This is a genomic window from Hyphomonas sp. J20-32, from assembly GCF_055808555.1.
In genome coordinates, this window is record NZ_CM147873.1 from 1188004 (window position 1) to 1212388 (window position 24385).

Here is a 24385-nt window from a genome sequence, read left to right on the forward strand (position 1 = left end):
GATGCTTCGTTTGAAAACCTTTCTTGCCGCAGCGCTTTGTACCCTGGCTGTCGGCTGCGCCTTTGGCTCGTATGAAGCATTGATCCCGGCGGAAGATGCGGTCCTGCCGCTTGGCGCATATACTGTCGCCGAGACCTATATCCAGAATAGCGACGATCCGACTCGTTGGGACCGCTCCAGAACCGAAGGCATCGATGACGGTTATGCCATCCGCCAGGAGGCGAATGGCTATTGGCTGGACGAGGAACTCTGGCTTGTATTTGCGCGGCTTGATGACGGTTCGGACGAATTCCTGATGCAGGTTGCAACACCGGAAGAGAGTGTCGATGGCGGTTATGTCTACAATTACGCGGTCGGCAAGATCATCGGCGCGCGCCTGTTCATGAAGCTGCCTGATTGCGACGACCTGCCGATCGACACGATCAATGAACTCCAATTGGATGCTGAATGCACCCTCACATCCTATGCGGACCTGAAGCGCGTCATCGCCGAGACAAAAGGCGCCATGGCCTATACGACTTATTACCAGCTGCGCTGAACAGTTCCTACGCAGACTCCCTTAGTGACAGGGGAGGTGGCATTTGGCCTGATGGAGGCTGCAAATCATGCCACAGGAAACCACAAACCATGTCCAACACGCCTCACGAACTTGCCGCGGAATTTCCCGAAGCGACCGACAAAATCCACGAACTCAAAACGACAAATGCGCATTTCGCGCGCCTGGCTGACGAGTATCATGACGTGAATCGCCACATTCACCGGCACGAGACCGGCGTCCAGCCTGCAAGCGAAACCCACGAGACGGAGCTGCGCAAGCGTCGGCTTGTCCTCAAGGATGAGTTATACGCGATGTTGAAAGCCTGATCAGCCGTGGGTGGAAACCCGCGATTGAATCCGACCAACAAGATAACGGAAGTGCCTGCACACCCAGAGTAAGATATCGTAAAGTGTATAGTGAATAAGGTCTTTCAGGAACCGGTTCAAAAGGCCTGGAAGCATGACACTTACTGCATCGGAAAAGCCCCATCCGAGTGCCGGAGGGCGCATCTCGAGCATCCTGCGTAATACGGTCGTCGTGCATATTCTCCTGACGCTGGCATCCTTCACGCTGGCGGCAGCCGCAATCAAGTTTACGCGCGGCACCGGCGACGTTGCGGCCGTCTGGCCGGTGAATGCCGTTCTCCTGATGGTGTTGTTGAGATGGCCAAAGTCGCGCTGGCCTTCGCTGTTCGGCTGCCTCATCATCGGAAATTTTGCGGCCAACATGTATGCTGGCGATCCTTTGCTGCGTTGTGTCGTGCTGACGATGGCGAACAGTCTGGAAGTGCTGATCGTCGCGCTCATTCTCTACCGGTACTCGAACCGGACGGTCATCCAGAAGTCCGGGATAATGAGTTTGATCGGCGCCTCGGTTCTGGCATGCTCTGTATCGACACCAATTGCCGTAGCGGGCTTCGTCATGACGGGCGCGCCCGTTCCGATGCTGGATGCCATCCTGTGGTTCCTGTCTGACTTTCTCGGTTTGATTCTGTTCACCCCGCTTATCTCCGTATTGATAACCAGGAATAGCGACGACGGGCGGCAGCGGCTCAGCTGGCACTCGGCTTCGGATATGGCGCTTGTCATCGCGGTCACTTTCGCCGTGTTTTCCCAGTCGACTTATCCGCTTATGTTTCTTGTTCCGCCTGTTCTCGTGCCGATCACGTTCCGCCATGGCGTGCGCGGCGCTGCAGTAGGCTTGCTGGCAGTGACGGTCATCTCGATCGGCTTTACCGTGATGGATATGGGCCCCACCAGACTGACTGCCGGTGACGTTGTGGTTCATGTGCTCGTGCTGCAGGCGTTTCTCGCGGCCAACTCTTTCATGGCCCTGGCACTTGGCGCGTCGGTATCCCAGCGGCGTCGCCTGACCCATCGCCTGCGCCAATCCAAGCGCCGCGTCCTGGAGCGATCTGCGCGCGAAAAGGTTCTCCTGGCAGAGGCCGAAATGGCAGATGAAATCTCGCAGGTCGGCCACTGGACCCTGCATTCCGACTCGGGGGAAGTCCACTGGTCGCCGGAAGTCTATCGTATTCACGGCGTGACGCCCGAGACGTTCGATCCCATGCTGGATGGCGCGTTGGATTTCTATGTCGAAGGCGACCGCGAGCGTGTCGCGGGCCTGATCGATCAGCACATGGAAAGTGGCGATGACTGGAACTTCGAGGGGACGATCGTACGGCGCTCTGACGGAGCAGAACGCCGGGTAAGGTCGATCGCGAGATGCCAGATTGGGCCGACTGGTTCGGTCGAGCGCATTTTCGGCGTGTTCAAGGACATCACGCAGGAACACGATCTCTATACAGCCATGGCGGCAAAGGAGGAGCAGTATCGCCTCCTGGCGGAACATTCGACCGATATCGTGCTCAAGTTCGGCCTCGATGGCGTGATCAGTTACGCGTCGCCTTCGGCATCCGTGATCGCGCCTCCGGACGAGGCCATTGGCAAGCGGACGGTCGATTTCGTGGTTCCCGAAGACCGAGAGTTCGCTGTGTCGCTCACGACGGGTCTTTTCACGGGCAAGCAGGTCGACCAAAGTGTGCAGCGCGAGTTCAGGGTCCGCCTCGCTGACGGTTCCACCATCTGGCTGGAAGGCAAGCCCCAGGTCATCCGCGATGCCGACGGCAATCCGGTCGAGGTTGTGTCGACCTATCGTGATGTCAGCGAGCGTCATGAGCGCGAAAAAGCGCTGGCCGAGGCGCGCCTGCTGGCGGAGACGGCCGCGGTCGCCCGAACGGAATTCCTGTCCAACATGAGTCACGAGATTCGCACGCCATTGAATGGCGTCCTGGGTTTCACCGACATTCTCAAGACGACCGCCTTGACGGACGACCAGTTGACCTATGTCCAACGCATTTCGTCGGCAGGCCGGACGCTGCTCGACATCATCAACGACATTCTCGATTTCTCCAAGATCGATGCCGGACATATGGAGGTGGAAAACCGGCCCTTTGATCTTCGCGCGGTGACCGAGGATATCGTGAATCTGATCGCGGCGGCGCGACCGAATCCGAAGGTCAAAATCTCCTGCCATGTCGCGCCTGAGATTGCTGCAGCGGTGGTGGGGGACGAAACCCGTATTCGCCAGATCCTCACGAACATTGTCGGCAATGCGGCCAAATTCACCGAGGCTGGGCAAGTCCGATTGGACGCCAGGCTTCGGGACGGGCGGCTTTGCATAATCGTCGCCGATACCGGGCCGGGTATTCCAGCCGACAAGGTCGACCATATCTTTACCGGCTTTTCCCAGGCCGACAGCTCGATCACCCGGCGCTTCGGCGGCACCGGCCTCGGCTTGTCGATCAGCCGGTCGCTGGCATTGTTGATGGACGGTGAACTGGAGATTGTCAGCCAGGTGGGCGAGGGAACGAACGCAATCCTGACCTTGCCCTACATTCCGGACAGGCGCACAGGCCGCGTCGAAGCCCCCGACCTGGTCGAAGACCGCCGCGCGCCGGCAGCGGCGCGTATCATGGTCGTCGACGATGTCGAGATGAACCGGGCCCTGATCGAAATCGGCCTGCACAAAGCCGGGCATGAGGTGACAAGTTTCGCTTCGGCCCCAGATGCGATCCTCTCGCTGCTTGAAGGCACGCTGTATGACATCATCCTGATGGACGTGCAGATGCCGGAAATGGACGGCCTGACCGCCACCCGCCGTATCCGGGAAATGCATGGGCCTGCAGGCCGCCTTCCGATCGTGGCGCTCACGGCCAATGCACTGGCCAATCAGGCGGACGAATGTTTTGAAGCCGGGATGGACGCACATTTCGCCAAGCCTGTCGACATGGTGCGCCTGAACGGATTGATCGAACGCCTGCTGCGTAAACATGGCAAGGAAACCGCCGAGCGATCGGCCGGCGCGGATGCCAAGATTGCGGCCCTGAAGGAAGACTGCCGCCGCGATATCCTGGAGCTTCCCGGCAAGCTCGGCGCGCTGTTGCGCATCAGTTCGCCGGTGACCCGCGCGCGCGCGGTTGCGGCGCTTGCACACTCCGTGGCCGGAACGTCCGGAAGCCTGGGCTTCAAGGACGTGTCGGACGCCGCCTTCAGGCTGGAGGCCATCGCCAACGAAATTCTCGCGGGCACGCCGGTCAGGGACTCTCTGGAAGGCGCGGTCGATCGCTTCGTCAGCGTCGCCAAGGAGGCGGCCTGAGACCAATGCCTGCGACCGGGCACCCCGCCCGGTGCCCGGCATGCCTGTCTGATTGACGTGGGAACTCAGCTTGAATTGTCCCACTTTTCCAGCGCCGCGTTCAGCAGGCCCGGCAGGGCCGAGGCAATGGCGCCGAGTTCGGGGCGGAGGCGCCAGGCCGATGCCATCGGCAGGGCGACCGGTTTCGGGTCGCCGCGTTCCTGCTGCCGGGCGAGGCTGCGCGCGAGGCGTCTGGCATAGAGGTCTGGCGCTTCCAGCACTTTGTAGAGGGCGCTGACGCGCGCGAGGAAAGGCGCGGCGGGGACCGGGCCGGAGGCCCGGATACTGCCCGGAAACAGCACGGAGGCTTCGGGATCGACCTCCGGCTGCACCCTTCCCGACAGGGCAAAACGGCGCTGGGCCGGGAAGGTGATGATCTCGGTGCCCTCGGGGAGCGGCATGGGGGTGGCAGGGGTGAGGCGCGGGCGCACCGGGGCCAGTTCCAGCGCCAGCGCCATCAGGGTCAGCAGGCGCCGTACGATCACTTCCAGCTGCTTCAGCCGCCCCATTGCCTTCTGCTTCAGGCTACGCCTCAAGGTGAGCGGGCGCAGGTGGGCATTGGTCATGTTGATCACCGCCCACAGCGCCAGCCGTGCCTGTTCGAGGCCGTGTTGGATGAAGGCGGGCGCACTGCTCATGGAGGGCAGTATAGCGCGAGCGGCGTATGGGTTGGATTGGGTGGGGGAGAGAGACGCCCTTCTCCCTTGGGAGAAGGGTTGGGGATGAGGGGTAGCGGAAGTCGCGGCGAGAGCGGGGTTTGCGGGGTGTCCTGTGACCCCTCACCCCCGGCCCTTGCTCGGGCAATCGCGGTGCGATTGCTGATCCTCGCAAGCCCGAAGGGAGAGGGGGGCGGGAGGCGAGTTCCTTTCTCCGATGGCATGAGGCCCCGGCTTTCGCCGGGACTTCGGATTTTGGGGCGGCGACTCGGCAAGCCGCCCCTGCCTGCGCAGGAGGTGCGAGCCGCCTGGTAGGGAAGGACCGGCCTAAGCCTGCCCTGTCACCGCCAGCACGTCTTCGACTGTCCGCAGGCCGGGTTTCGGGCTGGTGACGAGGACGGCCATGTTGCCGGGCAGGTGCTTGTTGTCGAGCATCTTGTCGTGGGCCGCCGGAATCTGGTCCCACGGGAAGACTTCCGACATGCCGGGATCGATACGCCGGTTGATGACCAGCTGGTTCGCGGCGCTCGCCTGTTTCAGGTGGGCGAAGTGGCTGCCCTGTACGCGCTTCTGGCGCATCCAGAGGAAGCGGGCGTCCATGGTGAGGTTGAAGCCGGTCGTGCCGGCGCAGATGACGACCATGCCGCCGCGCTTGACTACGAAGACCGAGACCGGGAACGTGCTTTCGCCCGGATGTTCGAACACGATGTCGACATCCTGCTTGTTGGTGATTTCCCAGATGGCTTTGCCGAACTTGCGCGATTCCTTCATGTAGTCGCCGAATTCCGGCCCGTTAACCGTGGGCAGCTGGCCCCAGCAATTGAAGTTCTTGCGGTTGAGCACACCCTTGGCGCCGAGGCCGAGGACGTGATCAATCTTGTCATCGCTGGAGACGACGCCGATGGCATTGGCGCCGGTCACCGCACAGAGCTGGACGCCGAAACTGCCAAGTCCGCCCGAGGCGCCCCAGACGAGCACATTGTCGGCCGGCTTCACGATGTGCGGGCGGTGGCCGAACAGCATGCGATAGGCGGTTGCCAGCGTCAGCATGTAGCAGGCGCTTTCTTCCCAGGTCAGGTGTTTCGGGCGCGGCATGCACTGGCGGGCCTGGACGCGGCAGAACTGGGCGAAGGAACCGTCTGGCGTCTCATAGCCCCAGATGCGCTGGGACGGCGAGAACATCGGGTCGCCGCCATTGCACTCCTCGTCGTCGCCATCATCCTGGTTGCAGTGGATGACGACTTCGTCGCCGGGCTTCACGCGGGTGACCTTGCGGCCCACGGCCCAGACGATGCCGGCGGCATCGGACCCGGCAATGTGATAGTCCTGTTTGTGGATGTCGAACGGCGAGACCGGCTCGCCGAGACCGGCCCAGATGCCGTTATAGTTGACGCCTGCCGCCATCACGAGGACGAGGACTTCGTCGGAATCGATGTCGGGCACGGGGACCTGTTCGAGCTGCATCGCGGTCGACGGACGACCGTGGCGCTCGCGGCGGATGGCCCACGCGTGCATCATTTTCGGGACGTGGAATTCCGGTGGAATCTCGCCCAGTGCGTAAATGTCTTTCTGTTCTCTGCCCATAATTGAAATACCAATCCTCCAAATTCTCTTCAGGGGACCGTGTGCGCACGTTTATTGCGTGTCTTCACAAAGCCCCCGGGTCGCGGCACCTTGGCTTCACGCCCGCAAGGATGCAAGGCATTTGTTGCGGCGCACAATAACGCAACCTCACAAGCGTGACAAAAATGACAATATGCACCACGGCCTACCTCAATGGCGCCTTCTGTTCTGCAGCAGACGCTCGGATATCGCCCTTTGACCGGGGTTTCCTGTTTGCCCATGCGGCCTATGAAGTGACGGCTGTTTATGACGGGCACCTCGTCGATTTCGGGGGCCATATGTCGCGCCTCGCCCGTACGCTGGCGGGAATTGGCATTCCGGCCCCCCTGTCGGGGGAAGGCTGGGGCAAGATTCATCGCGACCTGATCGAGTATAACAAACTGACCGAAGGCCTGATCTATTTGCAGGTCACGGCGGGGGCCTATGGCCTGCGCGACTTCGCCGGGCCTGACGAATTCGAGCCGACCGTGTTCCTGTATGCTGACGCCCGTCCGCTGATCGGCGAGACGGCGCGCGATGGCATCAAGGCGATCTTCCTCGACGATACGCGCTGGAAACGGCGCGACATGAAGACGACGCAACTGCTGTCGCAGGCGCTGGCCTATCGCACGGCGCGCGAGGCCGGCGCCGACACGGCGTTCATGGTGGAGGACGGGTTCGTGACCGAGGCTGCCTCGGCCAATGCCTGGATTGTGGATGGCGAGGGACAGCTAGTGACGCGGGACCTGTCGCCATCCATCCTGCCGGGCATCACGCGGGCCGGTGTGCTGGACCTGCTCGAAGGCTCAGGGCTGCACCTCGTGGAGCGGGCTTTCACGCCTGACGAGGCGCTGGGCGCGAAGGAGGCGTTCACGTCGTCTGCGGGAGCGATGATCGCGCCGGTGATTGCGATCGACGGCAAGGTGATCGGCAGCGGCAAGCCCGGGCCGGTAACGCGCCAGATCCAGAGGCTGTATTATCAGGCGATGGGCGCCGACGTCGCGGCAGTGGCGCCCTGGACGATGGGCTGAAGTACGGGGTGGCGCGCGGACAGGACAGCGCGGGCCTTGAGGGTGAGGATCGTTCCGGCGAGCACGATGGTCACCAGGTTCGACAGGATGACCGGCAGGCTGGCAATCAGGATGCCATAGGCGAGCCAGGCGGCGATGCCGGTGGTGAACAGCACGTACATGACGAGGGAGATGCCGCCGGTTTCGCGGGTGCGCAGGATGTGAACGGCCTGCGGCACGAACGAGACCGTGGTCAGGATTGCCGCTAAAAATCCAATGAATTCAGTCATCTGAAGTGTGCTCCGCCAGATTCCCGGCGGTATATACATCAGGTCTGCGTCAGCGGCGAGGGGAAGAATCAGGCCCTGATTCGGGGTCGTAGAACTCGCCCTCGATGATCTCGCCATCTGCAATACCCGCATCAGGATTGGCCTCACGGAACGATGCGTTCAGGGTGGACAGCACGCTGCTGACTTCGGTTGTCGCGAGCCGGGCGCTGATTGCATTGGCAGCGAGGGCAAACCCGGTGACGCCGACAAGGATGGCCACGTCTTCAAGGCCAAGGCCGCGCGCGAGGGACGTGTCGCGGAACAGGGCGAGAATGCCCAGAAGGACAATGAACAGGCCGGCGAGGCCGCCAAGGCGCACGGCGAAACCGGGCAGGAGGCCAGCCAGCGTGAGCGGGGCGACCGTCCCGGTGAGGCGGGCGAGACGGATACGTTCGATGAGGCTGACGCTGACCATGGCGGCGGCCAGCAGCGCGATCATCAAGGCGCTGCGCTGCATCAGGGCGACCAGGACGACGCCGAACGGGAAGGCGAGCAGGGTGGCGAGGCGCAGGGACAGGGCCGTCTGGAGGGGGGAAGATGGCGGGGTCAGGAGGGCGTATCCGGGGGATGGCAAGGGTGTGGCGGGTGTGTTCCGATGTGGCCATGCATGCGGGCCAGCACAAGGGCGCGGTCTGACGCTTGCGCTCCGGACCGCCACACGGCATGTTGCGCCGCAACAATAAAAGGGGAGCCCCGGCATGGCCGACACACAAAAGCCGATCCAGCACGCGCCTGACCGGCCATGGATTTTCCGCACCTATGCGGGCCACTCAACGGCGCAGAAATCCAACGAACTCTACCGGGGCAATTTGGCCAAGGGCCAGACGGGCCTGTCCATCGCCTTCGACCTGCCGACGCAGACCGCCTATGACGCCGACCATATCCTGGCGCGCGGCGAAGTGGGCAAGGTCGGCGTGCCGGTCAAGCATATGGGCGACATGGCGCTATTGTTCGACCAGCTGCCGCTGGAAGAGATGAACACGTCGATGACGATCAATGCCCCGGCAGCCTGGATGCTGGCGATGTATGTGGCGCTGGCCGACGAGCGCGGCGACGACCGACACAAGCTGCGCGGCACGACGCAGAACGATATCGTCAAGGAATACCTGTCACGCGGCACCTATGTGTTCCCGCCGGAACCCTCGATGCGGCTGATCTCGGACATGGTGAGCTGGTGCTATACTGAAGTGCCCAAGTGGAATCCGATGAATGTCTGCTCCTATCACCTGCAGGAAGCGGGCGCGACGCCGGAACAGGAGCTGGCCTATGCACTGGCGACGGCCATTGCCGTGCTCGACCGGGTGAAAGCCGGCGGGCAAGTTCCGGAATCAGACTTTGAAACCGTGTTCGGGCGGATTTCCTTCTTCGTGAATGCCGGCGTGCGTTTCGTTACGGAACTCTGTAAGATGCGCGCCTTCGTGGACCTGTGGGAAGAGATCGGCCGGGAACGTTATGGCGTGACCGACCCGAAGGCGCTGCTGTTCCGCTACGGCGTGCAGGTGAATTCGCTGGGACTGACCGAGCCGCAGCCGGAGAACAATGTCTATCGCATCCTGATCGAGGCGCTGGCAGTGACCCTGTCGAAGCGGGCCCGCTGCCGCGCGCTGCAATTGCCGGCCTGGAACGAGGCCATGGGCCTGCCGCGTCCATGGGACCAGCAATGGAGCCTGCGCCTGCAGCAAATCCTGGCCTACGAGACGGACCTGCTGGAATTCGAGGACATTTTCGACGGCAGCCATGTGATCGACGGCAAGACCGAGGAATTGAAGAACAAGGCCCGCGCCACGCTGGCTGAGATCGACGCGCTCGGCGGGGCAACCAATGCCATCACCCATATGAAGGAAAGCCTTGTCGGCGCGCATATCGACCGGATCAAGGCGATCGAGAACGGCTCTCTGAGCGTGGTCGGCGTGAACAAATACACGTCGACCGAGGAAAGCCCGCTGGGCGTCGGCGACGGTGCGATCATGACGGTCGATCCGGCCGAAGAGACCGCGCAGGTGCGCGACCTGAAAGCGTGGCGCGCAAAGCGGGACCCGGCCGCGGTCGAGGCGGCGCTGGCGAACCTGAAAGCGGCGGCGGCAAGCGACGTGAATATCATGGAGCCCTCGATTGCCTGCGCCAAGGCAGGCGTGACGACGGGCGAATGGGGCACGGCGATGCGAGACGTGTTCGGCGAATTCCGTGCACCGACGGGCGTGGCCATGGTTATCAGCGGCGACGGCGACGAAGAGATTGCGGCGGTAAAAGCCGATGTCGACCGCGTCTCGGAGGCGCTGGGACGGCGGCTCACCTATGTGCTCGGCAAGCCGGGACTCGACGGGCATTCGAACGGCGCCGAACAGATTGCCGCGCGCGGGCGCGAAGTGGGCATGGATGTCGTGTATGAAGGCATTCGCTTCACGCCGGCCGAGATCGCGGCGCAAGCCAAGGCGGCCAAGGCGCATGTCATCGGGCTTTCCATCCTGTCAGGCAGCCATCTCGACCTCGTGCGCGAGACGATAGCCGAGATGCGCAAGCAGGGGCTGGAGAACGTGCCGCTGGTTGTCGGTGGCATCATCCCGCCGGAAGATGCAAGGGCGCTGCGCCAGATGGGCGTTGCGCGCATCTACACGCCGAAGGACTTCAAGATCACGGGCATCATGGGCGACGTGGTGAAAGTGGCCGAGAAGGCCTGGCTGGCGACGGCCTAGCTTTGCAGCTTTCTGCTGCTGGACGGGACCGCACAAGCTGGCTAAGGGCGCGCATTCTTGCAATGCAGCCTGAGCGGGAGCCGGCATGGGACAGTTTGAACTCGGTTGGGAAGAATGGCTGGCGTTGCCGGACCTCGGCCTGCCTGCGATCAAGGCCAAGGTGGACACCGGCGCCAAGACATCGGCGCTGCATGCCAGCGTGATCGAGCCGTTCGGGCCGAACACAAAACCGCAGGTGCGGTTCCTGATCCAGCCGAACCCGGCCGATCCGAGCCTCGAGATTACCTGCTCGGCGCGGGTGATCGACCGGCGCGAGGTGACGAGTTCGAACGGCGAAACCGAGTTGCGTTACGTGATCGAGACAGAGGCCGAGATGGGCGGGCGGCGCTGGCCGATCCAGCTGACGCTGACAAACCGCGAGAACATGACCTACCGCATGCTGTTCGGGCGCGGCGCGATCCAGCCGGACATGATCGTCAACCCGAATGCGTCCTTCAGCCAGCCCGTACTGGACTATGCAGGCTATTCCGGACTGCCCAGGCGTACGCCGGTCAAGCGGCCCCTGCGGATCGCGTTGCTGACACGCGAGCCGGACAATTATTCGTCCAAACGCCTGTTGGAGGCTGCCGAGGCGCGCGGCCACGTGCTGGAGATGATCGATACGGCGCGCTGTTACATGCAGATCGGCACGCTGGATCCGGAAGTGCATTATGACGGCAAGGCGCTGGCGCGCTTCGACGCCGTGATCCCGCGCATCGGTGCGTCGATCACGGACTATGGCATGGCGGTGCTGCGCCAGTTCACCAATACCGGCGCGTTCTGCCTGAACGGGGCAGGGGCGATCGGACGGTCACGCGACAAGCTCCTGGCCCATCAATTGCTGGCCCGCGCAAAGATCGGCATGCCGATCACCGCCTTTGCGCACAGCCCGAAGGATACGAAAGACCTGATCTCGCTGGCGGGTGGCGCGCCGGTCGTGGTCAAGCTGCTGTCGTCAACACAGGGCAAGGGCGTTGTACTGGCCGAAACGCGCAAGGCCGCCGAGAGCCTGGTCGATGCGTTCCGGGGTCTGGATGCGAACTTCCTGGTGCAGGAATTCGTGCAGGAGGCGGCCGGCGCCGACACGCGCTGTTTCGTCATCGGCAACAAGGTGGTCGGCGGCATGAAACGCCAGGCGGCCAAGGGCGAGTTCCGCTCGAACCTGCACAGGGGCGGCACGGCAAGCGCCGTGAAACTGTCACGCGCCGAGCGGGACGTCGCGCGCGACGCGGCCAAGGTCCTGGGCCTGCGAGTAGCGGGCGTGGACCTGCTGAAGACTGACGAGGGACCGAAAGTTCTGGAAGTGAATTCCTCCCCCGGGCTGCAGGGCATCGAGAATGCGACCGGCAAGGATATTGCCGGCATGATCATCGAACATCTTGAACGTCAGGTGCGCCCGCTCGCCAAGGTGCGCGAGACAGGCGCGAAAACGCGCCGCCGGGTCAGCGCGAGCTGAACAGCTTGCCCTGCTCGGTGATGAGGATGATCACGAGCGATGTCAGGCCGAGGCACATGAAGCCCAACGTGATCGGAATGGTCGAGCCATTATACTGGCTGGAAATGGCCATGCCGATCAAGCTGGAGACGGTTGTCGTGGCAAAGCCGTAGGCGGCTGACGCCGTGCCCGCGATGCTGCCGAGCGGCTCCATGGCGAGCGCGCTGAAATTCGATCCCATCAGGCCGAAGCACCCGAAGCAAAGCGCGAACAGCGGGAAGAACATGTAGAGGCTCTCTCCGAGGAAGTAGGACAGCGCCGAGAGCAGGCCGGAAACGATCGTGAAGGTGAACAGGGCCGTCTGGCTGATCCGGCGCATGCCGACTTTCTCGACAATGCGCGAGTTCAGGAAATTGGCGCAGGCGAGCGTGCCCGCGATCCCGGCGAACCAGAGCGCAAAGGTTTCCTTCTGGTCGAAGACTTCCCGGAAGATCTGTTCCGATGAGGCGATGAAAGAGAACAGCGCCCCGAAGATGATCCCGGAGGCGCACATGTATCCGAAGGTGACCCGTGATTTGACGATCTGGCCATAAGCGCGGAACACCTGGCGGGCATTGAGCGGCTGGCGCGCCGGTTCCGGCAGCGTTTCGGGAAGGCGCAACCAGGTCCAGACCAGCATGATGATGCCGAACAGGGCGAGGACCAGGAAGGTGGCTTCCCATGGCGCAACGAACAGGATGATCTGGCCGAGACCCGGCGCGAGGATGGGCACGACCATGAAGATGGTCATCACCAGCGACATGAAGCGTGCCATCTGGCGGCCGGCAAAGAGGTCGCGCACGACCGACACGGCGACAAGCCGACCACCGGACGCAAACACGCCCTGCAGGAAGCGCATGATCAGGAGGGCCTGGAAATCACGCATGACGACACAGGCAAAGGCGGTGACGATATAACCCGTGATCGCGACGAAGAGGGGACCGCGCCGGCCGAAACGGTCGGAGATCGGTCCCCACACGATTTGCGGTGCGCCAAAGCCGAGCACGTAGGAGAAGATGATCATCTGCTGGCGGTTGTCGCTCTCCATGCCGGCCGCGGTGAGCCCGACGGCGTGGGCGATCTCGTTGAGTGCAGGCAGCATGATGTCGATGCCGAAGGCATTGAGCGCCATCAGGCCGGCAATCATGACGACAAGTTCGCTGCGCCCCGGCACCGGGCGCTTCGCGCCGGGCAGGATTCCGGAAGGTGGAATGGCGGAGGGTTCGGTGTCAGCCATCGGCCCGCCTTTCCTGTCAGGTGCGGTGTGGGGAAGCCTTCCTATCTGGGCCAAGCCTTGCCGCTTGCCTAGGGGCGAGACCTTGAAAAAACGAGCTGTTGCAAAAACGCCGCCCTTGCAGGGCGGCGTTTGAAGACGGAGAGCAACCGGATCAGGCTTCTGGGCGCTGGATCTGGCTGCCGAGATTGAAGATCACCTGGTCGGCGTCGAAATAGGCCGGGTCATCCGGTTTCGGGCCCTTGCCCATGATGATTTCGGCTGACGCCACATAGCTGGTGATTTCGCGGTATTCCTGCGGACCGTCCCAGAAGGGGTCGTAATAGCCGAAGCGGGACGCGTAGAACGAGCGCGGGTAGGCCCAGCGCCGGTAGGGGTCATAGAAGTAGGACGCGCGCGGACCGAAATAACGATAGTCGAGATAGAAATTGTCGTAGAAAGGCGAATAGCCTGTTCCGGTCGGCACGACGCGGCTGTCGGCATCGGTGGCCCTGTGCACGACGCGGAAATGGTCAAAGCCATTCTGCTTGGTGAGCTCGGCCGCACGATAGAGCATGTAGGTCTCCACCGTCTTGCGGTCTGTCAGGCTGTTGCCTGCAAACTGGACATGGAAACGGTTGGACTCGATTTGCTGTTCGGAATAGCCGCGCTCGGTGTCGAGCGCCGCCTGGTAGGGCGTGGCTGTCGTGCACGCCACGAGCATGGCGAGCGCTGCAAATCCGGCGGCGATCCTGAATATGGGCATGGGACGTTCCTCCTGAGGACATCTGTTTCGCTAAGTTTAGGTCCATCGTCATGGAACGCCAATCGATTAGCGCGGTTTCCGGCTGTCACTTTTGTCATATGACAATCACGATTTCGCGAACTAGCCTCGGGAACGGAGCCAATCGCCAAAGCAACGAAGTGACGGCCAGACATGAAAACACGCGGTATTCGACTATTCAGGCAGGCACTGGTCTGGGCCCCCGTTGTCCTGGCGGCGTGTGGTGGAGGCAGCGACGGCGGATCGCCACCGGTCAACCTGGCGCCGATCTTCTCATCCTCGGCGCAGGTGACGGTCGACGAGAATACGAGTGGCACGCTCTACACTTTTGCAGCGTCTGATCCTGACGGAAACAGCGTGACGATCTCGATCGTTCCGGGTGGCGACGAGGCGGCGTTCGATATCGACATTCCATCGCGTACCATACGGGTGTCGACTCCGCTCGACTTCGAGGCGCCCGCTGACGCGAACGGTGACAATGTCTACGAGGTCACGCTGGAGGCGCGCGACCCCGGCGGGCTGTCAGCGCGGCTGAACCTGCAGATCACGGTGCGTGACGTGTTCGAGGACCTGATGCTGACGCGTGTCGGCGCCGGGTTTTCCCAGCCGCTCTACCTGGCCGGATTGCCGGGCACGGCGCAGGTGATCGTCCTGGAGAAACAGGGCCGCATACGCATTCTCGATCCGCAGACAGGCACGATCGACCCAGTCGATTTTCTCGACGTGTCCGGCGAGACGACTGCGGCGGGCGAAGGCGGCTTGCTGGGGATTGCCTTTTCGCCGGATTTTGCCACGGACGGAACCTTCTACATCAACATGACGAACCTGTCGGGCGATACGGAAGTCCGTCGCTACGAGATGTTTTCCGGATCGGCGACACAAGCCGATCCGTCCACGGCAGACGTGATCCTGACCTTTGCCCAACCGGCGACCAATCATAATGGCGGATGGATAGGCTTTGCCGCCGACGGGCTGCTGTTCGTCGCGACAGGGGATGGCGGCGGAAGCGGCGACCCGAACGAAAATGCTCAGGACCCGAATTCCCTGCTGGGGAAGATGCTGCGGATCGATGTCAGCGGTGACGACTATCCGGCGGACACGTCGCGTGACTATGCGATACCGCCGGGCAATGCGTTTTCTGCCGCCGCCGGACGCGAGGAAATTTTTGCGCTGGGCCTGCGCAATCCGTGGCGGGCGAGCTTTGACCGGGTGACTGGCGACCTGTTCATCGGCGATGTGGGGCAGAACGCAGTCGAGGAAATCGACCGCCTGCGCATGAGTGATGCCGGCACAAATTTTGGCTGGGACGACCAGGAAGGGACTCAGGATTTTGAAGCGCCCGACAGCGCGGGGCTGACCGATCCGGTCGCCGAATATGTGCATGGCGACGGGCCGGCACGGGGCGAGTCGATCACCGGCGGCTATGTCTATCGCGGCAATATCGAACGGATCAAAGACGCCTATGTCTTTGCCGATTTCGTGATCGGCAATATCTGGGCTGTCCCGGTGGACAACCTGGTGATTGGCCAGACCGTGTCCGCGGGCAATTTCGACCGGCTGAATCCCTCGCTCGTGCCCGATGCCGGTACATTGGCGAGCATTGCCAGCTTTGGCGAAGACAATGACGGCAATCTCTACATTATCTCCATTATCGGCGACGTGTTCCGGATCGACAGCCGTCCCTGAACCTTTTCACGGCAAAGAAAAAGGGCGGCCCTGCGGGCCGCCCTGAATCTGTTTTGCCGTCCGGATATCCGGATCAGGCGGCCTTGTAGCCGATGACGGCTTTCACTTCGAGGAATTCCTCGAAGCCGAGTTCGCCCCATTCGCGGCCATTGCCGGACTGGCCGTAGCCGCCGAACGGTGCCGTGAAGTCCGGGCTTGCGCCATTGACGAGAATCTGGCCGGCGCGGATGCGGTTGGCCACTTCATGGGCTTCCTTGTCCGGGCCCTGAACATAGCCAGCGAGTCCGTAGACGGTATCGTTCGCCATTTCGATGGCGTCCTCCACGGTGTCATAAGGCAGGATGCAGAGCACCGGGCCAAAGATTTCCTCGCGCGCGATGGTCATCTGGTTGGTGACGTTCGCAAACACGGTCGGGCGGGTGAAGTAGCCCTTGTTGAAGCCCTCGGGGCGACCTGGTCCGCCGGCAACGAGCGTGGCGCCTTCCTTGATGCCGGTCTCGATCAGGTCCTGCACCTTCTGGAACTGGTTACCGTTCGAGATCGGGCCGATGGCGCCGGGCGTCGCTTCGCCGGGCATCATGACCTTGACCAATTCAGCGGCGGCCTTGGCGATGGCAATGGCCTCATCCTGCTGGCCCTTCTGGACGAACATGCGCGACGGGGCATTACAGGACTGGCCGGTATTGGTCATCATCTGCATGACGCCGCCTGCAACAGCCTTTTTCAGGTCGGCGGTGGGCAGGACGATGTTCGGCGACTTGCCACCGAGTTCCTGGGCCACGCGCTTGACGGTCGGGGCTGCAGCCTGCGCGACGAGCACGCCTGCGCGGGTCGAACCGGTGAAGCTCATCATGTCGACATCGGGATGGGCCGACAGAACGGCACCGACATTCGGGCCGTCGCCGTTGACGAGGTTGAACACGCCTTTCGGCACGCCGGCTTCATGCAGGATTTCGGCGAAGATCAGCGCATCGAGCGGCGCGATTTCAGATGGCTTGAGGACCATGGTGCAACCGGCTGCGAGGGCTGGCGCAACCTTGCAGGCGATCTGGTTGAGGGGCCAGTTCCATGGCGTGATGAAACCGCAGACGCCGATTGGCTCCTTGCGCAGCAGGGTCGTGCCTTTCAGCTCTTCCCACTCATAGGCCCGAAGGATGGCAGCCGTTGTGGCAAAATGGCCCATGCCGGCAGGAACCTGCGCAGCGTTGGCGAGCCACATCGGGGCGCCCATTTCGTCGGAGATGGCGCTGGCCAGTTCCGGCATGCGCTTCTGGATGCCGGCCGTGATCTTGTCGAGCAGGTCGGCGCGGTATTCGACGGTGGTTTGCGAGAAGGACGGGAACGCGGCCTTGGCGGCGGCGACGGCCTTGTCGACATCGGCTTTCGAGCCGAGCGAGATGCGCGCAAAGGGCTCTTCGGTGGCCGGATTCTCGACGTCGAGCGTGCGGGGCTCCACCGGGTCGACCCACTCACCATTGATGTAAAATTTGAGATAGTCTTTCATGGGCCGGAGCCTCCCTTTGATGCCTATGGTTCTTGCCCGACTATAGGTGACGCACGCGTCACCGGCAAGTCCTGACGCAAAGGAAATCTGGGGTGTAACAGGGAATTCATCAAGGACAGGCGCAGGCCTATCGCTTCATGCCGCCCAGGATGCCACGCAATATGTATCGGGTGAATTCGCGCGTGGCGGTGCGGGCCGCCTGCTTTCCGGCCGCTTCGAGCGGTGTCTGGCGCCGGGACCGGGTGGACCTCGTACGGGATTTCTTCTTTTCGAGCGCGGCCTTGGCCTTGGCTTCCTTCGCGGCCAGTTTTTCAGCCTGTTCGGCAGCCTCGGCTTCCTTTTCCTCAAGGATTTCGTAGGCGGACTCGCGGTCGATGGCCTCTTCATACTTGCCGGCAAAGGGGCTGGACTTCTGAACCGCTGCGCGTTCGGCAGGTGTCGCCGGGCCGAGCCGTGATGATGGCGGGCGGATCATCGTGCGCTGGACCATGGACGGCGCGCTCTTGGTGTCGAGCGTCGAGACGAGAGCCTCGCCGGTGCCGAGCTGGGTGATGACTTCCTCGGTGTCGAAGGCCGGGTTGGGCCGGAAGGAGTCGGCGGCGGCGCGCACGCCCTTGCGTTCGGCCGGTGTATAGGCACGCAGGGCGTGCTGCATGCGGTTGCCGAGCTGGGCCAGCACGCTTTCGGGCAGGTCGCGCGGGTTCTGGGTGACGAAGAAGACGCCGACGCCCTTCGAGCGGATGAGGCGGACGACCTGTTCGATCTTCTGCATCAGGGCGGGCGGCGCGTCGTTGAACAGGAGGTGGGCCTCGTCGAAGAAGAAGACGAGCTTTGGTTTGTCCGGGTCGCCGACTTCCGGGAGGCGCTCGAACAGTTCCGACAATAACCAGAGGAGGAAGGTGGAATAGAGTTTCGGGCTGTTGATCAGCCTGGTAGCGTCGAGGACGTTGATGTAGCCGCGCCCGTCCTGGGTCGTACGCATCAGGTCGTTCAGTTCCAGCGCGGGCTCGCCGAAGAAATGCTCGGCGCCCTCGCGTTCGAGTACGAGGAGGTTTCGCTGGACCGCGCCGAGCGAGGCAGCGGCGACATTGCCGTATTCCTGGCTGATCTCGTCGCGCACATCCTTCTGGGACAAGTGGACCAGCAGTTTGCGCAGGTCTTTCAGGTCGAGCAGCAGGAGGCCGTTATCATCGGCGTATTCGAACGCGATGTTGAGCACGCCTTCCTGGGCATCCGTCAGGCCCATCAGGCGTGACAGGAGGAGGGGGCCCATTTCCGAAATCGTGGCGCGGATCGGGTGTCCGTTCTCACCGAACACATCCCAGAAAATGGTAGGGGCGGCACCATAGCCGAAATCATCGAGGCCGATCAGGTTGGCGCGCGCGACCAGTTTTTCGTGCAACTTATGGTTGGAACTTCCGGGAACACAGATGCCTGAGAGGTCGCCCTTCACGTCGGCGCAAAAGACCGGGACACCCGCATCGGAGAAGCCCTGGGCGAGGATCTGCAGGGTCACGGTCTTGCCGGTGCCGGTCGCACCGGCGACGAGGCCATGACGGTTGGCCACTTTCAGCAGCAATTCCTGAGCGGTGTTCGGCGTACCGGACCCGTCTGCGTCTGCGCCACCGATAAAAAGTGAATCCGTCATACTGGCCAAATCTCCCCTGATGCCGCCGGAACGCTAGTGATTTCACAGGATTCGGCAAGGGGGCGACTGAGCTTGGCATCTGGTGTGCAAAAGCAGGTGCAAGCATATCTTGACGCAGGGCGAGGCTGCTTCCACCCTGTGTCAGCTTCTGGGGAGGCTGTATGGACCGCGCAACCAAGACCGGCATCTGGATCATCGCCACGGGCGTGATCGTGGCCTTCCTCTACGTTGGACGCGGCATTCTGGCGACATTCGCGATGGCCGTGTTCCTGTTCCTCGTGATCGAGGGCTTTGCCACCGTGATCGACAACTGGTCGCGTACAATGCGCCGCGGCGCCGCCCGGGGTATTGCGGTCCTGACCGTGCTTGGCGGCTTTGTCGGCTTCATCGCGCTGATGGCCCATGGCATGTCGCAGTTCGGGCGCGACGCGGCCGAGTATGAAGAAAAGATCAACGCACTGATTCGCGACGCCTATGGCCTGGTCAATATGAGCGATGCGCCGACACTGACCCATCTGCTGTTCAATGCCCAGGGGCAGAAATTCTTCGCGACGATTGCAAATGCGACAGGCGACCTGTCGGGCGACCTGGTCGTGATTTTCATCTATGTCGCCTTCCTGTTCATCGCCCAGTCGGGCTGGACCAAGAAGCTGGACAATATCTTTCCCGAGTTCGAACAGCGGGGGCAGGTTCGCGAGATCGGCGATGAGGCGCGCCGCAGCATCGAGACATATCTCTGGACCCAGACGGTTATTTCGGCGCTGATAACGGCGTTGAGCTATGTGTCCCTTCTGCTGCTCGGCGTGCAAAATGCGCTGTTCCTGTCGGCGCTCATCTTCGTGCTGAACTATATCCCGACCGTCGGATCGATCGTGGCGGCGCTGGTGCCGCCCCTCTTCGCCCTTGTCCAACCCGAAGTGCCGGCCTGGATTCCGGGCGCGTCTCCGCAGGATACCTATATCTACGCTGCCATCGTGTTTGGCGTCGTCAGTTTCTGGCAATTCTCGATCGGGAATTTCATCCAGCCGCGGATGATGGGGGAATCCCTGAATCTTTCTTCTCTCGTGGTTTTGCTGGCGCTCGCGATCTGGGGAGTCCTGTGGGGTATTCCCGGCATGTTCCTGTCGGCACCGCTGACTGTGTTGATGATGATACTGTTTGCGCAATCAGACGGCACGCGGTGGATCGCGATCCTCCTGTCGTCGGACGGAAATCCGCAAGGAAAGGGCGGGCAAAAGGTTGCAGTTGCAACTGCCAAAGATCATGGCGAAAGCATTTGAAATGTGGCATTCCGCAAAATCGTGAAAGTAGAATTTTCAGGTCAGTGAATTCTTCAGGATTTGGAAAGTAATTTTGCCACCGGTTTTCCCTGCTTTCCTGTAGCAGGGCTCAATTACAAGATCAGGCCTCCGCGTGCGTCCCCCCACCCAGCCTGCGGAACGCCTGTAGGGCCCGTCGGACACGTCCCCGTTCGGCGGGCCCGCCTATATTCGGGCGGGCACTTCGGCCAGCTAATCAGTTTCAATTGAAACAAGCCATTGTAGGGCCTCACGGCGCACGGTAAACCGGACCGAGTTTCCGCAATCGCCGAGCGAGCCATTTCACATGTCCCCACCGCTTTCCAAGGCAGACCCGCTTCAGCAAGTACTGGCGCAGGTCAAACAGGAATCCCGCAATGAAGACCTGACCGGCCTGACCGAGGGCGACGTCCGCAAGCTGACGACGGGCCTGTGGAAATGGGCCAGCAGCGTTGCGCCGGACGTGCAGGACGCGCGTGTCCTGATCGCGCCGGAAGGGGAAAGCGCTCCCCTGCAACGGACGGTGCTCGAGGCGGTCGGTCCGGACATGCCGTTCCTGGTCAATTCGCTCCTGGGCGAGTGCGCGGCCGCCGGACATGAGGTCAAGACCCTGTTCCACCCGATCGTGAACATGGATGACGGCCGCTGTGTTTCCGTCATCCAGATCCACTTGCCGCTGATGACAGACGCCGAGGCAAAAAAGCTGGTCCAGGGCGTACGCAAGACGCAGGACTCGACCCGAGAAGTGGTCGGCGACTTCGAGCCAATGAAGGCGCGCATGAAGGCTGAGATCGAGGGCATCTCGCATCTCAAGAATCACGCTGAAGACGACATGCGCGAAACGATCGCTTTCCTCGAGTGGCTGCTTGAAGATCATTTCGTCTTCCTCGGTTGCCGCGAATACCATTTCGAGACGGATGCGAAGGGCAAAGTGTTGCCCGAAGAGCCGATCATGATCGAAGGTTCCAATCTCGGCATCCTGCGCGACGAGCAGTTGAACGTGCTGTCCCGCGATAGCGAACCACTTGTCCTGACGCCTGAAATCAGCGAGCTGCTGGCTGAACCTTTCCCCATGTTCGTTGCGAAATCGACGCTGGTCAGCCGTGTGCACCGCCGGGTCAACTGCGACTATATCGGCATCAAGAAGTATGATGCCGATGGCAAGGTGAACGGGGAAGTGCGTTTCCTCGGCCTGTTTACCGCTGAAGCCTATGACGAGACGGCGCGGTCGATCCCGTTCGTTCGCCGGCGGGTCAAGAAAGTGATCGAAGCGTCCGGCGCGGCACCGGGGGGCCACACAGAGAAGACCGTCGCCAACCTGCTTGAAACCTGGCCGCGCGACGAATTGTTCCAAACCCATTCCCGGTTCCTGGCACCGATGATTGTCGGCGCATTGCACCTGGTGGGGCGCCCGCGCACGCGCGTGTTCCTGCGTCGCGACGAATTCGACCGGTTCGTGACCGCTATCGTGTTTGTGCCGCGTGAGGCCTATGACACCGCGCTGCGCCTGCGCATCGCGGACGTCCTGACGCGCGCCTATGCGGGGACACTGGTGAAGTTCCAGCCCTATTTCGACACCGGGCCGCTGGCGCGCGTGCATTTCGAAATCTCGATTGACCGCAATCATCCCCAGCCCGATCCGGACGAGCTGGAACGTGAAATTGCCGAACTCGCCCGGACCTGGGACCAGGGATTCCGGCAGGCCCTGATGGCAAGCCCGCTGGCCGAAGCAGACCGGGAAGGCGCACGTGCCTTTATTGGTGCCTTCAATGCAGCCTACCGAGAAGCATTCCCGCCAGAAGAGGCGCTGCGCGACGTCACTGCCATGGCGGGCCTGCATTTCAATACGCCCATACTTGCCCGCGCCTTCCGGTCGGACGGCGACGATGGCGACAAGATACGCGTGAAGATCTATGCCCGCGAGGGTGCTATTCCGTTGTCACGATGTGTCCCGGTGTTCGAGCATATGGGCCTGTTCGTGAATTTCGAAACGGGCTATCCGATCCGGCCATCCGAGAAACCGGCAGCAGACGCGCCGGAGATATATTGGGTCCATTCGCTGTCGATGCGGTCTGTGGGCGGGGAAACCGTCGACCTGGACGCACTGGCCAAAGGGTTCGAGGATGCCTTTGTCGCAGTCTGGAGCGGGCTGGCCGAGAATGACGGCTTCAACAGGCTTGTTCTTTCGGCTGGTGCAAGCTGGCGCGAAGCCGCCCTCATGCGGGCATTGGCGGCCTATCGCCGCCAGTCGGGGCTTGAGCAGCCACAGGAGATACAGGAGCGCGCCCTCGCGGCCCATCCGAAGACCACGCGCCTTCTGCTTGATCTGTTCGCGGCCCGGTTTGATCCGGCTGCGCATGACAGCCTTGACGTCCGCCGTGACAGGGAGAAGGGCATTCGCGCGTCAATCGAGACGGCACTGCGCGACGTGTCAGCATTGGCAGAGGACCAGGTTCTCCGTCGTCTGACCGACCTCATTTGCGCAATCCAGCGGACCAATTTCTACCAGGCAGATGAAGACGGCCACCTGCATGCATTCATCAGCTTCAAGGTCGCCAGCCGCGAACTGGAAGACCTGCCCGAGCCGAAGCCGTATCGCGAGATTTTCACCTCGAGTCCTCAGGTCGAGGGCGTACACTTGCGCTTCGGCCCGGTCGCGCGCGGCGGCCTGCGCTGGTCGGACCGGCCGTCGGACTACCGCACCGAGGTGCTGGGTCTTGTGAAAGCCCAGCAGGTCAAGAATGCGGTAATCGTTCCTGTCGGGTCAAAGGGCGGATTTTTCCCCAAGCAACTCGCCGACCGGTCAAACCGCAATGCCTGGTTCGAAAGCGGACGCGACGCCTACAAACAGTTCATCACGGCGCTGCTCGGCCTCACCGACAACCTTGACGGCGCCAAGGTCATCCATCCGGACCAGACAGTGATCTGGGACGGCGAAGACCCTTATCTCGTGGTTGCGGCCGACAAGGGCACGGCGACGTTCTCCGACACGGCGAACGCGATCAGCGAGGCGCACGGCTTCTGGCTGGGCGATGCATTCGCATCGGGCGGGTCGGTCGGATATGACCACAAGAAGATGGGCATCACGGCCCGGGGCGCGTGGGAGGCGGTCAAGCGTCACTTCCGCGAAATGGGCAGGGACATCCAGACCGAACCATTCACGGTGATCGGCGTCGGGGACATGAGCGGCGATGTCTTTGGCAATGGCATGTTGCTGTCGCCGGAGATTCGCCTCGTTGCAGCCTTCAACCATATGCACATCTTCCTTGATCCCGATCCGGGCAATTCGAAGAAGAACCTGGCCGAGCGACAGCGCCTGTTCGACCTCGCAGGCTCGTCCTGGGCGGACTATGACACAAAGCTGATCTCGCAGGGCGGCGGCGTTTTCGAACGGTCGGCCAAATCGATCATGCTGAGCGATGAAGCCAAGGCCGTGACAGGCCTGACGAAGGATGCGGTGACACCTGACGAACTGATCCACGCCCTGCTCAAGGCTGAAACGGACCTGCTCTGGTTCGGCGGCATCGGGACCTATGTGAAGGCGAGCACCGAGACGCATGCCGAAGTGGGCGACCGGTCGAGCGATGCCATCCGCGTCGACGCATGCGACTTGCGGGCCAAGGTGATCGGCGAGGGCGCCAATCTCGGGCTGACACAAGCCGGCCGGATCGAATTCGCGCAGGGCAAGGGGCATATCAATACCGATGCCATCGACAATTCCGCCGGCGTCGACAGTTCCGACCACGAGGTGAACATCAAGATCCTGGCCGCCGAGGCCATCCGGATCGGTTCGCTGAAGGCGAAGGATCGCAATGCGCTCCTGGCCGAGATGACCGACGATGTTGCGGCGCATGTCCTGCGACACAACTATGACCAGACCGGCGCGTTGAGCCTGGCGGAAGCGAATGCCGCTGGCGATCATGACGCTCTGGAGCGCCTGATGGTCTATCTGGAAGAGCGCGGCGTGCTCAACCGGGCGCTAGAGGGCCTGCCGAGCACGGCCCACATGCTTTTGCGGCAGGAGGCCGGCGCCTGGCTGACCCGTCCGGAGCTGGCCGTGTTGCTGGCCTGGTCGAAGATCGTATTGATCGACGATGTCGTTGCGTCGGATATTCCGGATGATCCGTATTTCGAAAGCGTGCTGAAGTCATACTTCACCACGCCGATCGAACTCGTATGAAGACGCGATTCGCAATCACCGCCTCAAGCGGGAAA

At 62.1% G+C, this 24385-nt stretch carries 17 protein-coding genes; 9 read left to right on the top strand and 8 right to left on the bottom strand.

The features are described from left to right. The first annotated feature begins 1 nt into the window (after position 1). From AC0L7I_RS06020 to AC0L7I_RS06030, 3 genes are all read left to right on the top strand, one after another. A complete protein-coding gene (locus AC0L7I_RS06020; protein ID WP_473398642.1) occupies positions 2–538 on the top strand; it encodes a hypothetical protein in 537 nt (178 codons plus the stop codon). Between the two features lie 89 nt (positions 539–627). Continuing rightward, the gene (locus AC0L7I_RS06025) at positions 628–864 is read left to right on the top strand and encodes a YdcH family protein (RefSeq protein WP_473398643.1); all 237 of its coding nucleotides are present in this window, start codon (positions 628–630) and stop codon (positions 862–864) included. A 133-nt stretch (positions 865–997) separates the two neighbouring features. Further along, positions 998–4195 carry an ATP-binding protein gene (locus AC0L7I_RS06030; RefSeq protein ID WP_473398644.1) on the top strand — a complete coding sequence of 1066 codons (3198 nt, stop codon included), beginning with the start codon at positions 998–1000 and terminating at the stop codon, positions 4193–4195. 65 nt (positions 4196–4260) lie between these two features. Here the strand turns inward: AC0L7I_RS06030 and AC0L7I_RS06035 are convergent, their stop codons facing one another. After that, positions 4261–4872: a hypothetical protein gene (locus AC0L7I_RS06035; RefSeq protein WP_473398645.1), complete on the bottom strand. Its 612-nt coding sequence runs from the start codon at positions 4870–4872 to the stop codon at positions 4261–4263. A gap of 345 nt (positions 4873–5217) precedes the next feature. Continuing rightward, positions 5218–6474, bottom strand: a complete 1257-nt coding sequence (gene ccrA / locus AC0L7I_RS06040) for a crotonyl-CoA carboxylase/reductase (protein ID WP_473398646.1) — start codon at positions 6472–6474, stop codon at positions 5218–5220. A 164-nt stretch (positions 6475–6638) separates the two neighbouring features. Between ccrA and AC0L7I_RS06045 the strand changes: the two genes are divergently transcribed. Then, positions 6639–7523, top strand: a complete 885-nt coding sequence (locus AC0L7I_RS06045; RefSeq protein WP_473398647.1) for an aminotransferase class IV — start codon at positions 6639–6641, stop codon at positions 7521–7523. Here AC0L7I_RS06045 and AC0L7I_RS06050 read toward each other — a convergent pair. Beyond that, positions 7472–7792, bottom strand: coding sequence for a SemiSWEET transporter (locus AC0L7I_RS06050; protein ID WP_473398648.1), 321 nt, complete (start codon positions 7790–7792; stop codon positions 7472–7474). The genes AC0L7I_RS06045 and AC0L7I_RS06050 overlap by 52 nt on opposite strands. A 49-nt stretch (positions 7793–7841) precedes the next feature. Beyond that, positions 7842–8405, bottom strand: coding sequence for a hypothetical protein (locus AC0L7I_RS06055; RefSeq protein ID WP_473398649.1), 564 nt, complete (start codon positions 8403–8405; stop codon positions 7842–7844). 124 nt (positions 8406–8529) lie between these two features. On the opposite strand from AC0L7I_RS06055, the gene AC0L7I_RS06060 reads away from it, so the two are divergent. Then, positions 8530–10524 carry a methylmalonyl-CoA mutase family protein gene (locus tag AC0L7I_RS06060; RefSeq protein WP_473398650.1) on the top strand — a complete coding sequence of 665 codons (1995 nt, stop codon included), beginning with the start codon at positions 8530–8532 and terminating at the stop codon, positions 10522–10524. Between the two features lie 85 nt (positions 10525–10609). After that, complete coding sequence (gene rimK, locus AC0L7I_RS06065; protein ID WP_473398651.1) at positions 10610–12019, top strand: 30S ribosomal protein S6--L-glutamate ligase; 1410 nt, start codon at positions 10610–10612, stop codon at positions 12017–12019. On the opposite strand, the gene AC0L7I_RS06070 is transcribed toward rimK, so the two are convergent. Then, positions 12006–13274 carry a multidrug effflux MFS transporter gene (locus AC0L7I_RS06070; RefSeq protein WP_473398652.1) on the bottom strand — a complete coding sequence of 423 codons (1269 nt, stop codon included), beginning with the start codon at positions 13272–13274 and terminating at the stop codon, positions 12006–12008. The two genes, rimK and AC0L7I_RS06070, sit on opposite strands and share 14 nt — an antisense overlap. Before the next feature lie 151 nt (positions 13275–13425). Then, positions 13426–14016, bottom strand: a complete 591-nt coding sequence (locus tag AC0L7I_RS06075; protein ID WP_473398653.1) for a CC0125/CC1285 family lipoprotein — start codon at positions 14014–14016, stop codon at positions 13426–13428. 171 nt (positions 14017–14187) lie between these two features. Here AC0L7I_RS06075 and AC0L7I_RS06080 point away from each other — a divergent pair, with 171 nt between their 5' ends. Next, complete coding sequence (locus tag AC0L7I_RS06080) at positions 14188–15720, top strand: PQQ-dependent sugar dehydrogenase (protein ID WP_473398654.1); 1533 nt, start codon at positions 14188–14190, stop codon at positions 15718–15720. Between the two features lie 73 nt (positions 15721–15793). On the opposite strand, the gene AC0L7I_RS06085 is transcribed toward AC0L7I_RS06080, so the two are convergent. Both AC0L7I_RS06085 and AC0L7I_RS06090 read right to left on the bottom strand, forming a co-directional pair. Then, positions 15794–17224, bottom strand: coding sequence for an aldehyde dehydrogenase family protein (locus AC0L7I_RS06085; RefSeq protein WP_473398655.1), 1431 nt, complete (start codon positions 17222–17224; stop codon positions 15794–15796). Positions 17225–17351: 127 nt separating this feature from the next. Beyond that, positions 17352–18872: a helicase HerA-like domain-containing protein gene (locus AC0L7I_RS06090; RefSeq protein ID WP_473398656.1), complete on the bottom strand. Its 1521-nt coding sequence runs from the start codon at positions 18870–18872 to the stop codon at positions 17352–17354. A 161-nt stretch (positions 18873–19033) separates the two neighbouring features. Between AC0L7I_RS06090 and AC0L7I_RS06095 the strand changes: the two genes are divergently transcribed. Continuing rightward, positions 19034–20152 (top strand): AI-2E family transporter, encoded by a 1119-nt coding sequence (locus AC0L7I_RS06095; RefSeq protein WP_473398657.1) that lies wholly within the window; start codon positions 19034–19036, stop codon positions 20150–20152. A 325-nt stretch (positions 20153–20477) separates the two neighbouring features. Beyond that, the gene (locus tag AC0L7I_RS06100) at positions 20478–24350 is read left to right on the top strand and encodes an NAD-glutamate dehydrogenase (RefSeq protein ID WP_473398658.1); all 3873 of its coding nucleotides are present in this window, start codon (positions 20478–20480) and stop codon (positions 24348–24350) included. Positions 24351–24385: the final 35 nt, after the last annotated feature.

What these genes read in the sequence shown, in the direction of transcription:
- ccrA (WP_473398646.1), bottom strand. Translation starts at nt 6,474, where the DNA reads ATGGGCAGAGAACAGAAAGACATTTACGCACTGGGCGAGATTCCACCG.
- AC0L7I_RS06050 (WP_473398648.1), bottom strand. Translation starts at nt 7,792, where the DNA reads ATGACTGAATTCATTGGATTTTTAGCGGCAATCCTGACCACGGTCTCG.
- rimK (WP_473398651.1), top strand. Translation starts at nt 10,610, where the DNA reads ATGGGACAGTTTGAACTCGGTTGGGAAGAATGGCTGGCGTTGCCGGAC.
- AC0L7I_RS06090 (WP_473398656.1), bottom strand. Translation starts at nt 18,872, where the DNA reads ATGACGGATTCACTTTTTATCGGTGGCGCAGACGCAGACGGGTCCGGT.
- AC0L7I_RS06075 (WP_473398653.1), bottom strand. Translation starts at nt 14,016, where the DNA reads ATGCCCATATTCAGGATCGCCGCCGGATTTGCAGCGCTCGCCATGCTC.
- AC0L7I_RS06100 (WP_473398658.1), top strand. Translation starts at nt 20,478, where the DNA reads ATGTCCCCACCGCTTTCCAAGGCAGACCCGCTTCAGCAAGTACTGGCG.
- AC0L7I_RS06035 (WP_473398645.1), bottom strand. Translation starts at nt 4,872, where the DNA reads ATGAGCAGTGCGCCCGCCTTCATCCAACACGGCCTCGAACAGGCACGG.
- AC0L7I_RS06080 (WP_473398654.1), top strand. Translation starts at nt 14,188, where the DNA reads ATGAAAACACGCGGTATTCGACTATTCAGGCAGGCACTGGTCTGGGCC.
- AC0L7I_RS06060 (WP_473398650.1), top strand. Translation starts at nt 8,530, where the DNA reads ATGGCCGACACACAAAAGCCGATCCAGCACGCGCCTGACCGGCCATGG.
- AC0L7I_RS06085 (WP_473398655.1), bottom strand. Translation starts at nt 17,224, where the DNA reads ATGAAAGACTATCTCAAATTTTACATCAATGGTGAGTGGGTCGACCCG.
- AC0L7I_RS06025 (WP_473398643.1), top strand. Translation starts at nt 628, where the DNA reads ATGTCCAACACGCCTCACGAACTTGCCGCGGAATTTCCCGAAGCGACC.
- AC0L7I_RS06045 (WP_473398647.1), top strand. Translation starts at nt 6,639, where the DNA reads ATGACAATATGCACCACGGCCTACCTCAATGGCGCCTTCTGTTCTGCA.
- AC0L7I_RS06020 (WP_473398642.1), top strand. Translation starts at nt 2, where the DNA reads ATGCTTCGTTTGAAAACCTTTCTTGCCGCAGCGCTTTGTACCCTGGCT.
- AC0L7I_RS06095 (WP_473398657.1), top strand. Translation starts at nt 19,034, where the DNA reads ATGGACCGCGCAACCAAGACCGGCATCTGGATCATCGCCACGGGCGTG.
- AC0L7I_RS06030 (WP_473398644.1), top strand. Translation starts at nt 998, where the DNA reads ATGACACTTACTGCATCGGAAAAGCCCCATCCGAGTGCCGGAGGGCGC.
- AC0L7I_RS06070 (WP_473398652.1), bottom strand. Translation starts at nt 13,274, where the DNA reads ATGGCTGACACCGAACCCTCCGCCATTCCACCTTCCGGAATCCTGCCC.